12 protein-coding genes are annotated in these 13114 nt (G+C 46.8%); 11 read left to right on the top strand and 1 reads right to left on the bottom strand.

Translation table 11 applies throughout. From position 1 onward, the window contains the following. Positions 1–8: 8 nt before the first annotated feature. From nuoG to OKC24_RS00205, 11 genes are all read left to right on the top strand, one after another. Positions 9–2693, top strand: coding sequence for an NADH-quinone oxidoreductase subunit NuoG (nuoG, locus tag OKC24_RS00155; protein WP_131276044.1), 2685 nt, complete (start codon positions 9–11; stop codon positions 2691–2693). Positions 2694–2696: 3 nt separating this feature from the next. Then, positions 2697–3713 carry an NADH-quinone oxidoreductase subunit NuoH gene (nuoH, locus tag OKC24_RS00160; RefSeq protein WP_005007963.1) on the top strand — a complete coding sequence of 339 codons (1017 nt, stop codon included), beginning with the start codon at positions 2697–2699 and terminating at the stop codon, positions 3711–3713. Positions 3714–3731: 18 nt separating this feature from the next. Then, complete coding sequence (nuoI, locus tag OKC24_RS00165; protein WP_005007966.1) at positions 3732–4274, top strand: NADH-quinone oxidoreductase subunit NuoI; 543 nt, start codon at positions 3732–3734, stop codon at positions 4272–4274. Continuing rightward, positions 4274–4792 (top strand): NADH-quinone oxidoreductase subunit J, encoded by a 519-nt coding sequence (nuoJ, locus tag OKC24_RS00170; RefSeq protein WP_171065499.1) that lies wholly within the window; start codon positions 4274–4276, stop codon positions 4790–4792. Before nuoI ends, nuoJ begins: the two co-directional genes overlap by 1 nt. Continuing rightward, positions 4792–5100 carry an NADH-quinone oxidoreductase subunit NuoK gene (nuoK, locus tag OKC24_RS00175; RefSeq protein WP_005007970.1) on the top strand — a complete coding sequence of 103 codons (309 nt, stop codon included), beginning with the start codon at positions 4792–4794 and terminating at the stop codon, positions 5098–5100. The genes nuoJ and nuoK overlap by 1 nt, the downstream gene beginning before the upstream one ends. Continuing rightward, complete coding sequence (nuoL, locus tag OKC24_RS00180; RefSeq protein ID WP_265464464.1) at positions 5097–6986, top strand: NADH-quinone oxidoreductase subunit L; 1890 nt, start codon at positions 5097–5099, stop codon at positions 6984–6986. Before nuoK ends, nuoL begins: the two co-directional genes overlap by 4 nt. Before the next feature lies 1 nt (position 6987). Continuing rightward, positions 6988–8598, top strand: coding sequence for an NADH-quinone oxidoreductase subunit M (gene nuoM, locus OKC24_RS00185; RefSeq protein ID WP_219190011.1), 1611 nt, complete (start codon positions 6988–6990; stop codon positions 8596–8598). Positions 8599–8601: 3 nt separating this feature from the next. Continuing rightward, positions 8602–10146 (top strand): NADH-quinone oxidoreductase subunit NuoN, encoded by a 1545-nt coding sequence (gene nuoN / locus OKC24_RS00190; RefSeq protein WP_130144247.1) that lies wholly within the window; start codon positions 8602–8604, stop codon positions 10144–10146. 125 nt (positions 10147–10271) lie between these two features. Continuing rightward, positions 10272–10907 carry a uracil phosphoribosyltransferase gene (gene upp, locus OKC24_RS00195; protein WP_005007976.1) on the top strand — a complete coding sequence of 212 codons (636 nt, stop codon included), beginning with the start codon at positions 10272–10274 and terminating at the stop codon, positions 10905–10907. Between the two features lie 84 nt (positions 10908–10991). Continuing rightward, the gene (locus tag OKC24_RS00200) at positions 10992–11285 is read left to right on the top strand and encodes a cold shock domain-containing protein (protein WP_130144246.1); all 294 of its coding nucleotides are present in this window, start codon (positions 10992–10994) and stop codon (positions 11283–11285) included. A gap of 109 nt (positions 11286–11394) precedes the next feature. Beyond that, positions 11395–12147 (top strand): cold shock domain-containing protein, encoded by a 753-nt coding sequence (locus OKC24_RS00205; protein ID WP_265464468.1) that lies wholly within the window; start codon positions 11395–11397, stop codon positions 12145–12147. Positions 12148–12197: 50 nt separating this feature from the next. Here the strand turns inward: OKC24_RS00205 and gigC are convergent, their stop codons facing one another. Further along, positions 12198–13079 carry a LysR family transcriptional regulator GigC gene (gigC, locus tag OKC24_RS00210; protein WP_130144245.1) on the bottom strand — a complete coding sequence of 294 codons (882 nt, stop codon included), beginning with the start codon at positions 13077–13079 and terminating at the stop codon, positions 12198–12200. Between the last annotated feature and the right edge of the window lie 35 nt (positions 13080–13114).

Here is a 13114-nt window from a genome sequence, read left to right on the forward strand (position 1 = left end):
ATTCGACTATGGCTACAATTCATGTCGATGGAAAATCGTATGAAGTCAACGGCTCTGAAAACTTGCTGCAAGCATGTTTAAGCCTTGGCATCGACATCCCATACTTTTGTTGGCATCCATCCTTAGGTTCTGTCGGTTCTTGCCGTCAATGTGCTGTAACTCAATACGCGAATCCAGAAGATACCCGCGGCCGTTTAGTTATGTCATGTATGACGCCTGCGTCTGACAATACCTATATCTCAGTTGAAGACAAAGAAGCAAAAGACTTCCGCGCTTCGATTGTTGAATTCTTGATGACCAACCACCCGCACGACTGTCCAGTTTGTGAAGAGGGCGGTCACTGTCATTTGCAAGATATGACGGTGATGACGCAGCATGACCGCCGCCGCTACCGCTTTACCAAGCGTACCCATTACAATCAGGAATTGGGTTCGTTCATTTCGCATGAAATGAACCGCTGTATCGCGTGCTACCGCTGTGTGCGTTACTACAAAGACTATGCCGGCGGTACAGACTTCGGCGTATATGCAAACGCATCGCGCGTTTACTTTGGCCGTCCAGAATCAGGCACTTTAGAGTCTGAATTCTCTGGCAACTTGACTGAAGTGTGCCCTACAGGCGTATTCACCGACAAAACTCACTCAGAACGCTACAACCGTAAGTGGGACATGCAGTATGCGCCTAGCGTATGCCAAGGCTGTTCTTCGGGCTGCAACATCTCTCCGGGTGAGCGTTATGGCGAGCTTCGCCGTGTAGAAAACCGCTTTAACGGTGATGTCAACCAATACTTCCTTTGCGACAAAGGCCGTTTCGGCACAGGTTATGTCAACCGTGAAGACCGTCCGCGTCAGCCGCAATTCCGTAATGGCGCAACTGTAGAAACAGTTTCTGTAGATACAGCGCTGGATACTGTGATTGCAAACATCCAAGGCAAAAAAGTTTTGGGTATCGGTTCGCCGCGCGCTTCACTTGAATCTAACTTCGCGCTTCGCGAGCTGGTAGGTCAAGAGAACTATTCAACAGGCATGTCTCAAAAAGAGCAGAACTTGGCTGAGCTGGCTGCATCAATTATGCAAACCGAGGGCGTATACAACCCGACGATGCGTGAAATTGAAAGCTATGACGCTGTATTGATCTTAGGTGAAGACCTGACTCAAACTGCGCCTCGCATGGCTTTATCTGTTCGCCAAGCGGCGAAAAACAAAGCCAAAGAGATGGCTGCGGAACGCCGTACTCAAGACTGGCTGGCTGAACCTGTGCAGCGTATTGCGCAAGATGCGAAATCTCCGATTTACATCTTGGCGGCAACGCAAACCCGTTTGGCTGATATTGCTGAAGGTGAAGTGGTTGCGTCTCCTAACGACATTGCGCGTTTAGGTTTTGCAGTTGCTGCTGCTGTTAAAGGTGAAACGGTTACTGGTCTTGCTGACGATGCGAAAGCATTTGCGCAAACCATTGCTGATACTTTAAAAGCGGCCAAAAAACCATTGATCATCTCTGGTACAAGCCTGCAAGACGCCTCAATCATGGAAGCTGCTGCGCAAGTTGCACAGAATCTAGGTTCAAATGCGGGCTTAACCTTGACGGTTCCTGAAGTGAACTCAATGGGCTTGGCAATCTTAGGCGGTCAAAGCTTAGAGCAAGCTTTTGCGCAAGACTATGACACGGTTGTGATCGTTGAAAATGATCTATTCCGCCGCTTGCCTGCGAGCCAAGTTGAAGCAGCGCTGGCGAAAGCGAAAGACGTGATTGTTTTGGATCATTCTGAAACTGAAACTGTGAAGAAAGCGGATATCGTGCTTTCTGCTGCTTCATTTGCTGAAGGCGACGGTACAGTTGTTTCTCAAGAAGGCCGTGCACAGCGTTTCTACCAAGTGTATGACCCGAGCTACTATAAGCCGGAACTGGCGATTAAAGAATCTTGGCGCTGGCTGCATGCCATTGAAACTGGCGTGAAAGGCAAAGCGATTTCTTGGACTTTGCTGGATGACGTGATCGAATCCGTTGCGAAAAACGTACCTGCGCTGGAAGCGATTCAAGATGTTGCGCCAGATGCGGGCTTCCGTGTCCATGGCCTTAAAGTTGCGCGTGAACCGCGCCGCTATTCTGGCCGTACTGCAATACGCGCGCCGCTGTCAATTCACGAGCCTAAACAGCCTGTGGATACAGACTCTGCATTAACATTCTCTATGGAAGGTTATGTCGGCAGCGAAACGCCATCTCCGCTGGTTCCATTTGCATGGTCCGCTGGCTGGAACTCACCGCAGGCTTGGAACAAATTCCAAGACAACGTGGGCGGCCATTTAAAAGGCGGCGATTCAGGCATCCGTTTGTTCGACCGTTTGCCAAAACGTCCAGCGCGTACATTTGTTGCGCCTGAGACTGCTGCGGTCAACCCAGACAGCTTCCGCCTAGTGCCAATGCATCACATTTTCGCTTCTGGCGAGTTCACGGTGAAAACGCCTGCAATGGAAACCCGTATTCCTAATGCAGTGTTTGCAGTGGGTGAGCAGGATGCAGCGCGCTTGAATGTTCAAGACGGTCAAAAAATTACGATAAAAGCTGGCGAGACTTCAATTGTGCTTCCAGTTCAAGTGATTGAATATTTACCTACAGGTTATATTGGCTACCCAGTTGGCATCGCGCCGACGGTATCTCTTGCTGAGCCTGTTTCAGTCGCGGTAGGAGTGTAATTCATGCAACAAGAATTAATACGTCAAACGCCGCTGTGGGCTGAGAACTGGCCAATTGCCTATTCTGTGCTGCAAGCGATTGTCATCTTGCTGGTTGTTGTCTTAATTGCTGCGCTGATGTCGTTCATTGAACGCCGCCTTCTGGCATTATGGCAAGACCGTTACGGTCCGAACCGTGTCGGTCCGGGCGGTATGTTCCAGATCGTTGCCGACATGCTGAAAATCATGTTCAAAGAAGACTGGACGCCAAAATTTGCTGACAAGCTGACTTTCCGCCTAGCGCCAGCAGTGGCGATGGGGACAGCTGTACTGTCATTCATGGTTATTCCGGTATCGCCTTATTTAGGCGTTTCGGACATGAGCATCGGCTTGCTGTTCTTTATGGCAATGGCGGGTATTGCCGTGTATGCCGTGCTGTTCGGCGGCTGGTCATCAAATAACAAATATGCATTATTAGGCGGCCTGCGTTCTGCTGCTCAAACCATTTCATATGAAGTGTTCTTGGGCATCTCGCTGATGGGTGTGGTGGCAATTGCCGGCTCATTCAACATGCGTGAAATTGTGGAAGCGCAGCGCGATGTATGGTTTGTCGTTCCTCAATTCTTAGGTTTCCTGATTTTCGTGGTTGCAGGCGTTGCAGTAACGCACCGTCATCCATTTGACCAGCCGGAAGCGGAACAGGAATTGGCGGAAGGCTACCATGTAGAATACGGCGGCATGAAGTGGGGGATGTTCTTCGTTGCGGAATACGTCAACGTAGTGCTGATCTCTGCTCTGATCGTAACTTTATTCTTTGGTGGCTGGCTTGCGCCGTTCAACCTTGAAATTCCGTTTATTCCAGATGCGTTCTGGTTCATTATCAAAACAGCATTCTTTGTCATGATGTTTGTCTTGGCGCGCGGTTCATTAATGCGTCCGCGTTACGACCAAGTGATGAACTTTGGCTGGAAAATTTGCTTGCCTTTGGCGTTGGTTAACCTTTTGGTGACTGGTGCTGTGATTCTGATGAATCAGGCCTAAGACAGCAGGGAGAACAAAATGTTTAAGTTTCTAGCTGGATTTGGGTCAATTGTACGTTCACTGTGGATGGTTTTCTCACATGTGACACGTAAACGTGACACCATTTTATATCCGGAAGTGCCAGCTGAAGATATCGTACCGCCGCGTTTCCGTGGCCGTATTGTGCTGACGCGCGACCCAGATGGGGAAGAGCGCTGTGTGGCCTGCAACCTATGTGCGGTTGCATGTCCAGTGGGCTGTATTTCACTGCAAAAAGCAGAACACGAAGATGGGCGCTGGTATCCGGAATTTTTCCGTATCAACTTCTCTCGCTGCATTTTCTGCGGTATGTGTGAAGAAGCATGTCCTACGACTGCAATTCAGTTAACACCTGATTTCGAGCTGTCAGAATACGTTCGTCAAGACCTTGTGTATGAGAAAGAACACTTGCTTATCTCAGGTCCTGGTAAATATCCTGATTACAACTTCTACCGCGTAACCGGTATGGCTGTGACAGGTAAAGACAAAGGCCAAGCGCAACGTGAAAGCGCGCCTGTTGATGTACGGAGTCTATTACCATGATGTGGCCGTTTTATTTGATGGCGCTTGTGGCCATCGTCTCTACGATTCGTGTTGTGACCAACACCAATCCAGTACACGCTTTACTCAGCTTGATCGTTTCATTGCTTGCCGTTGCAGGCATGTTCATGATCGTTGGCGCGCCGTTTGCCGGCGCGCTTGAGATCATCGTTTACGCCGGCGCGATCATGGTGCTTTTCGTATTCGTGGTGATGATGCTGAACCTGGGCCAGCAAACTGTGGAACAGGAAAGTAAGTGGCTGACTTCATCTGCGTGGGCTTATCCTGCGCTGATGAGCTTCCTGATGGGCTTAGTGCTCGTATGGATGCTGGGCTCAGACTACACCAAAGCATCTTTGGTGATGGGCGCAGAAGTTGTTGGCCCGAAAGCTGTGGGTACAGCACTCTTTACTCAGTACTTATTATTGGTCGAAGTTGCCGCGATGCTATTGCTTGGTGCGCTTGTCGCAGCATTCCATCTGGGTAAACGCGAACCAAGTGCAGAAGAGGAAAAAGAATAATGGGCAACATTCCTTTAGAACATGGTTTGATCGTTGCAACCATTCTTTTTGCACTGGGTTTTTACGGTGTAATGGTGCGACGCAATTTACTCTTTATTTTGATGAGCCTTGAAATCATGATGAACGCCGCTGCTTTAGCGTTCGTTTTGGCGGGCAGCGCATGGGCGCAGCCTGATGGCCAGATCATGTTCATCCTGATTTTAACGCTTGCTGCGGCAGAGGCCTGTATCGGCCTTGCGATCGTCCTTCAGTTCTATCATCGCTTCCATCATTTGGATGTGGATGCTGCTAGTGAGATGCGCGGATGAGCTATTTATATTTAACAGTATTATTTCCGCTCATTGGTTTTATCCTTTTGGCGGTGGGACGCAACAATCTTCCTGAAAAAGTTGCAGCCATTATCGGGGCGGGTTCAGTTGGCCTTTCTGCATTATTTGCATTGATTGCCGGCTTAGATTTCGTAAATAACGGTTCTGTTGCTACAACCCAGCATCTTTGGACTTGGTTCAGCGTTGGCAACTTAGCGCCGGGCTTTACACTTCACCTGGATGGCCTTTCATTATTAATGATGGGCATGGTGACGGGTGTGGGTTTCTTGATTCACATCTTCGCGACATGGTACATGCGCGGCGAAGAAGACTTTGCGCGTTTCTTCTCTTATTTCAACCTGTTTGTAACAAGCATGCTATTGCTGGTTCTAGGCGATAACTTAGCGTTATTGTTCTTGGGCTGGGAAGGCGTTGGCCTTTGTTCATACTTGCTGATCGGCTATTACTACCAAAACCCTGCAAACGGTTTTGCTGCCATCAAAGCATTTACCGTGACCCGTATCGGTGACGTATTCCTGCTGATTGCGTTGTTCTTAATCTACCAACAGTTTGGCACTTTAAACATTGCAGAAGTGGTTGCAGCAGCACCAACAGTTCTGGCTCAAAGCTCATCAATTGCAATCTGGACTGCATTAATGCTGTTCTTGGGTGCTGCAGGTAAATCTGCACAGATTCCATTGCAAACTTGGCTGGCAGATGCGATGGCTGGTCCTACACCAGTATCCGCATTGATCCACGCGGCGACCATGGTAACCGCAGGTGTTTACCTGTGCTGCCGTATGTTCTCTGTGTTTGAGCAAGCGCCTGAAGTGATGGCGTTCATCTCAATTACGGGTGCGGTAACATTGCTGGTTGCTGGTTTTGCTGCGCTCGTACAAACAGACATCAAACGTATTTTGGCTTACTCAACAATGAGTCAGTTAGGCTATATGTTTATGGCTGTGGGTGCTGAGGCATACCAAGCAGGCCTGTTCCACATGCTGACTCACGCATTCTTCAAGGCATTATTATTCTTGTCTTCCGGTGCGGTGATTCTGGCTTACCATCATGAACAAAACATTTTCAAAATGGGCGGCTTGTTCCATAAGAACAAATTCCTGTTTGCCTGTTTTGCGATTGGCGGCGGCGCATTGGCTGCAATCCCATTCATCACGATCGGCTTCTTCTCGAAAGATGCGATTTTAGGTGCAGTATGGGTGAAAGGCCAAGCGGTTGCTGTTTATGACTGCTTGTACTGGTCTGGTGTTGCAGGCGCATTCTTAACGTCAATTTATACATTCCGCTTAATCTGGATCGTATTCTTTGGCAAAGAAAATACGCCTTACCATGAAATTAAAGGTGTGACGTACTGGGGTCCTTTGGCGATTCTTGCAGTATTGTCGACTGGTTTAGCTTATGTATTAAAAGCGCCGGTAACCAATATTTTAAACGCTGCCAAAATTCCTGCATTCAATGTTCCTGAAGCTTTGGAACACGGCATGCACAGCGCTGAATACACCGCTGTGGGCATTGCGCTTGCAGGCCTTGTGATTGGCGTGATTCTGTTTGCTTTCGCTTACAGTGCAGTAAAAGCATTTGCGAAAACTTCACTGGGCGCTGGCCTTGTGAATATCTGCCGCAATGCGCTTGGTTTCGATGCGCTGTATGACATCGTATTCGTTAAGCCATATCTGCTGATTGCGAAAATCTTAGGCCGTGATCCAATTGACGGCTTATGGCTGGTACTGCCTGCACTTGTAAAAGGCGGCAACAGCTTTACAAGTTCACGTCAAACAGGTTCATTGCGTGAATACGCATCAAGTATGGCATTCGGCACAGTTGTCTTGCTGATGATCTTGGTCGTGATTCAGGTCGTGGGGAAATAAAATGGAAACTAATAATTTAATTTTACCCGCTCTGGTTCTTATTCCGTTCATTGCAGGTTTTGCATGCTGGCTGGTCGATAAACTCGATCAGCATTTGCCGCGCTATATCGCACTGATCGGTATGCTGGTGACTTTGGTGTTAACCATTGTTCTTTGGCAAACGGGTACATATAACTACGAACTTGGCAATGCTGCGCCAACATGGGCTGCTGAGTTTAAATTGCCTTGGATTCAGACCCTCGGCATTAACATTCACCTTGCGGTGGATGGCTTGTCGCTTCTTATGGTGGGTTTAACTGCACTCCTTGGCGTGCTGGCAGTGGGCTGTTCATGGGGTGAAATTCAGAAGAATGTCGGTTTCTTCCACTTAAACCTTCTATGGTCTTTAGGCGGCGTTATCGGTGTATTCCTTGCAATTGATTTGTTCCTGTTCTTCTTCTTCTGGGAGATGATGCTGGTTCCAATCTATTTCTTGATTGCACTTTGGGGCCATCGCGGCGCAGAAGGCAAGTCCCGCGTTTATGCTGCGACTAAGTTCTTCATCTATACGCAAGTTGCCGGCTTAATCATGCTGATCGGTATCCTTGGCCTTGTGGCTGTCGGATATTCGATGAATGGTGAAATCCGTTTTGACTACAACTATTTAATGGCTGTAGCGAATACGATTGATGCGCAAGCGCCGGCTTTAGCCTATGCTTTCATGATCTGCATGTTCATCGGTTTTGCAGTCAAGCTTCCAGTTTTCCCATTGCATGGCTGGCTTCCAGACGCGCATGCGCAAGCGCCGACAGCAGGTTCTGTTGACCTTGCAGGTATCCTGATTAAGACTGCCGCTTACGGTTTATTGCGTTTTGTGATTCCGTTCTTCCCGGCAGCATCTGCACAGTTTGCTGACATTGCGATCATCTTTGGTTTAATCGGTATTTTCTACGGCGCTTGGTGTGCTTTCCAGCAAACCGATATGAAGCGCCTGTTAGCGTATACGTCGATTTCACACATGGGCTTCATTTTGCTTGCAATCTATGCAGGCAACATTTTGACCTTCCAAGGCTTAATGATCATGATGCTGGCGCACGGCATCTCTTCGGCTGCCCTGTTTATTATGTGCGGTCAAGTTTATGAGCGCCTGCATACACGTGATTTACGCCTAATGGGCGGTATCCGTGGCCAGTTCAAGTATCTTGCGTTCTTCCTGATGTTCTTTGTTGCTGCGCTTGTGGGTATTCCTGGTTTAGGCAACTTCATCGGTGAATTCCTGATCTTGATGGGCTCTTATGCTCGCTTCCCAGTGTTTACAATTCTTGCTGCGGTAAGTTTGGTATTTGCTGGCCTTTACGGCTTAATCCTGATCCATAAAGCATTATTTGGCACACCAAATGAAGAACAGCAAAAGCACTATTCAAATCCATTAAAAGACTTGAATGTACGTGAAATGGTCATTCTTTTAATTTGTGCGCTGAGTCTGGTTTGGCTGGGCCTGTACCCGCAAACGTTCCTTGACGTTTCTAATTCAAGCATGGCGTGGTTAGCGAATAGCTACATTCCTGTTCAAGAAACAGTTGATACACTGCAGCAAGCTGTCGTTTCAGCTGAAAATGTGGAGATCCAATAAGTCATGAACTTCACAATGTCATTTGCAGAGCTGATGCCTATTGCGCCAGTCATGATCGTCGCTTTAACAGCGGTGGTGGTGATGCTGCTGGTAGCCATCAAGCGCAATCATAATTTAGCTGCAACAGCATCGGTTATCGGTTTAAACCTTGCTGCGCTTTACATCATTTTCGTTGTGTTGGCAGGGCAGTTTGCGCCTGCCAACGTAATGAATTTGTTCATCGTAGATCCGTTTACGATGCTGTACCAGTTTGTGATTATCGTCGCGGCGCTTGCGTGCTGCACGCTGTCGCATGCCTATATTGAAACTTATAAAGACAACCGTGAAGAGCTTTATATCCTGATGCTGGCGTCTGTGACAGGCGCATTGCTGATGGTGGCAAGCACGCACTATGCATCGTTCTTTATCAGCCTTGAGTTGATGTCAATTCCAGTTTATGGCTTATTGGCTTACACGCATCAGCGTTCTCAATCGCTTGAAGCCGGTGTGAAATACCTTGTTCTTTCAGCAACCGCGTCTGCGATGCTGCTGATGGGTATGGCCTATATTTATGCTTACACAGGCACGCTGAACTTTGTCGCTGAACCGGGCAAACTGTTCACGACATTCAGTCAGCCAGCTGTGGTGCTGGGCCTGGCGTTAATCATCTTTGCAGTTGCATTCAAACTGTCTCTTGCGCCATTCCATAAATGGACGCCAGACGTGTATGCAGGTGCGCCGGCGCCAATCGCGACTTTCCTTGCAACTGTTGCCAAAGTGGCAATGATCGGCCTGTTTGTCCGCTATGTACTGTCTTCAGGCTTAATCCTGTCAGACAGCTTTGTGATCATTCTGACGATTCTTGCTGTGCTTTCTATCCTTGCAGGTAACTTGCTGGCGGTTCGCCAAGTGAATTTGAAACGCATTCTTGCGTATTCATCGATTGCTCACTTCGGTTACTTGCTGGTGGCGGTTGTCAGCGCGCGCAATACAGACTTCCTTCAAGTGCAAGGTTTCGCGACGTTTGAATCAGTAAACGTGTATGTGATTACTTATGTGTTAACCACCATCGGCGCGTTCGGTGTTGTTACCTTAATGTCCAGCCCATACAACAATACAGATGAAGCAGGCAGCTTGGCAGAGTACCGCGGCTTATTCTGGCGCCGTCCAGTGTTAACTGCGACTTTGACCGTGATGATGCTTTCCCTTGCAGGCATTCCATTAACAGCGGGCTTTATCGGTAAGTTCCTCGTGATTAAAACTGCAGTTGCGGGCCAGTCATGGTTCTTGGCGGCAATGGTAATCATTGGTTCGGGTATCGGCCTGTACTACTATCTGCGTGTCATGGTAGTGATGTACATGACACCGCCTGAAAACCCGCGTATTGACGCTGTTGACCATTGGGGTCAAAAAGTCGGCGGTATTATGGTATTAGGCGCCGCAGCTCTTGTGCTGTTGATCGGTGTTTATCCAGACCCAATTATTGCGGTTTCTAAGGTGGCTTTCTTTGCTATTTCACCTGAATTACAGCAATTCATTCTGGCATTGGTGCAAAGCGGTTTTAACTGATTAATGCTGAATTAATCCAGTTATTACAAAAAAGCCCTCGACTTAGAGGGCTTTTTTATTTTTATCATTTGTTAAATGCCTTTATAATACTAAGAATTTGATCTTAACCTTTTAGGTGTTCTCCCTTGGCTATCCATGAAATCCGCCATCCGCTCATCCGCCATAAACTTGGTTTATTGCGCCGTTCGGATATCAGTACTAAAAACTTCCGCGAACTTGCTCAAGAAGTCACTATGCTTCTGACTTATGAAGCGACTAAAGACTTGCCAATGTGCGATCATGAAATTGACGGCTGGGCTGGCAAAGTGACTGTAGACCGCATTGCGGGTAAAAAAATTACTGTAGTGCCTATTTTGCGTGCAGGCATTGGCATGCTGGAAGGTTTCTTAAACTTAATTCCAAGCGCAAAAGTTTCGGTATTGGGCTTAGAGCGCGATGAAGAAACGCTGGAAGCGCGCACATATTACAAAAAATTAGTGCCAGATGTGCAAAACCGTATTGCGATGATTATTGATCCGATGCTGGCAACAGGTTCTTCACTGGTGGCTGCGATTGATGTATTAAAAGCAAGCGGCTGTAAAGATATCCGTGTGATGGTCTTAGTTGCGGCGCCAGAAGGCATTAAACGTGTAGAAACAGCGCATCCTGATGTGACAATTTTCACTGCATCAGTTGATCAGGGCATTAATGAACATGGCTACATCGTGCCTGGCTTGGGCGATGCCGGCGACAAGATTTTCGGTTCAGTGCAAAAAGACTGATTTTGAGATTGAATAAGAAAGAGGCTTTTAAAGCCTCTTTTTTATATAATGCGCATAAGGCATTTTAAAAAATAGGGCGGCATCATGAAAGACGAAGTATATCAGGGTAAAATCAAGCAGTATGACTCTGCAAAAGGGTATGGTTTTATTGGTTCAGCTGAAGGAGATGTGTTCTTTCATATTTCTGATTTTCCTGCAGCGGAAGGTGAGCCAAAACGAAATGAGCGTGTGAAATTTAACGTAGTAGACAATGGCGGTAAATTTAAAGCGGTTAAAATTGAGCGTGCGGAAGACAATTCAGCGAAAGCCAAGAAGTCAAAAGTAGTTGCGAATAACACATCAATTACTTCTGCATTATTGTCAAATTTACGCAAATAAGAAAACTTAATGAATTGATATTTCATGAAAATTGAATGAAATATGATGCAAAAAAGCGCCTCACGGCGCTTTTTCTATTACAATAATTAAAAATATAAAGATTGAGTGAATGATGTTTCAAGAGGGGAAAGTTAAGAATTATCAAGCAGAACGTGGCTTTGGTTTTATACAAGTGGACGGGGAATCTAGGGATCTATTTTTTCATATTAAAGATATGCCCAATCGGAATATTCAGCCGCAGATTGGTGAAAATCTGAAGTTTCGGATTGTAGAAGAAAAGGGCAAATTTAAAGCAGATAATATTGTTCGTTTAAATCTGAAGAGTGATGATAAATTCGAACCAGTTGGCCAGCAATATCAATCTTCAGGTCAAACAGCCAATCCCGTTAACTGCCCTCCAGCAGTAGAGAAACCGGCATCAACTTACGCAAAATTGTTTACGCTGATTGGTGCTGTGATAATCGCAATTTTAGCTTTTTTGCTATATGGAAAAATTCAAGAATATAATGCACATAAAGCTGAACGTGTGCAGCAAATGGTGCTGGAACAGGAAAAGATTATTGCCAAACAGCGTCAAGCGCAAGGAAATTTACCTGATCGAGTTCTGTCAGAACAAGGCCATAAAAATTTAGAAAATCATCCCGAAGTTTTGATAGGAACCCGCCCTAAACAAGATGTTAAAAATAATGAAATAACCAAGCAAGCGAGTTCTAAGCCTATTGATCCAAAGTGTTATGAGCGGACACGTTGCGGTCAAATGACTTCAAGATCAGAAGCTGAGTGGTTTGTAAGAAATTGTCCAAATAATCAAATGGATGGTGATGGTGATGGAAGACCCTGTGAAAATGATTCACGGTGGTAACGATTGATATAAAAAAAGCGCCATCAGGCGCTTTTTATTATTCGCTTCTATTATTTAGCGTCACAGAATTTCATAAAAGCTTTTAAGCCCGGCCCTTGATATTTCTGACGGTGCACCAGCATGAACAGCGGGCGGGTCAATTGCCAGAAAGGGGTGTCTAAAATCACCAATTGGCCTTTTTCACGCAGCGGCTCAATAGCAAGTTTAGAAATGCATGACATGCCTAAACCGCCGGCAACAATTTTCAGAATTGCTTCATTATGGCCCAGAGTCAAGCGGATATTGGCATCCGGCAAATCCTGCAAAATTGCATTGTCAAAGACTTCGCGCGTGCCTGAACCTTCTTCGCGCAATATCCATTCCACATTTTTAAAGTCATCTATGGTTAAAGGACGGCCCAGCCGTGCCAGCGGATGATCGGGTGAACAGCATACTGCCAGTTCATCGTCGCGCCAGTGAATGCATTGCAGCTGCGGCAAATGGCAAGAGCCTTCGATTAAGGCCAAATCCAGCTGAAACTGATTGACCGCTTCAATCATCTGGCGGGTATTGCCGACTTGCAGCTGTAAATGGGCCTGCGGCTGGATTTGCAGAAAATCCGCCATCAGGTCAGGCATCAAATAATCGCTGATGGTTAAGGTGGCGCCTAAGCGTAAATCAATGCTTTGCAGTTCACCTTTGGCGGCTTGTTCGAATGATTCACAGCGGCCAAGGATTTCTAAGGCTTGAGGCAGTAAAAAACGGCCTAAGTCATTAAGCTGCAATCGTTTGCCTAGACGGTCAAACAGCGGCGCGCCCAAGCCATCTTCCAAGTCTGCTAAAGCCATACTCGCAGCGCTTTGCGTGAGTTTTACGGCATCACTGGCTTTGGTTACTGTACCTTCTTGAGCGACCGCTACAAAAACAGCCAACTGGCGTAAAGTCATGCGCATGAATAGAGCCTTAACATTTAAAAAATATTAATAAA

Source organism: Acinetobacter entericus (assembly GCF_026168575.1).
GTDB lineage: Bacteria > Pseudomonadota > Gammaproteobacteria > Pseudomonadales > Moraxellaceae > Acinetobacter > Acinetobacter bouvetii.

Coding starts and splice junctions, on each gene's coding strand:
- nuoG (WP_131276044.1), top strand. CDS start 9: ATGGCTACAATTCATGTCGATGGAAAATCGTATGAAGTCAACGGCTCT.
- nuoH (WP_005007963.1), top strand. CDS start 2,697: ATGCAACAAGAATTAATACGTCAAACGCCGCTGTGGGCTGAGAACTGG.
- nuoI (WP_005007966.1), top strand. CDS start 3,732: ATGTTTAAGTTTCTAGCTGGATTTGGGTCAATTGTACGTTCACTGTGG.
- nuoJ (WP_171065499.1), top strand. CDS start 4,274: ATGTGGCCGTTTTATTTGATGGCGCTTGTGGCCATCGTCTCTACGATT.
- nuoK (WP_005007970.1), top strand. CDS start 4,792: ATGGGCAACATTCCTTTAGAACATGGTTTGATCGTTGCAACCATTCTT.
- nuoL (WP_265464464.1), top strand. CDS start 5,097: ATGAGCTATTTATATTTAACAGTATTATTTCCGCTCATTGGTTTTATC.
- nuoM (WP_219190011.1), top strand. CDS start 6,988: ATGGAAACTAATAATTTAATTTTACCCGCTCTGGTTCTTATTCCGTTC.
- nuoN (WP_130144247.1), top strand. CDS start 8,602: ATGAACTTCACAATGTCATTTGCAGAGCTGATGCCTATTGCGCCAGTC.
- OKC24_RS00200 (WP_130144246.1), top strand. CDS start 10,992: ATGAAAGACGAAGTATATCAGGGTAAAATCAAGCAGTATGACTCTGCA.
- OKC24_RS00205 (WP_265464468.1), top strand. CDS start 11,395: ATGATGTTTCAAGAGGGGAAAGTTAAGAATTATCAAGCAGAACGTGGC.
- gigC (WP_130144245.1), bottom strand. CDS start 13,079: ATGCGCATGACTTTACGCCAGTTGGCTGTTTTTGTAGCGGTCGCTCAA.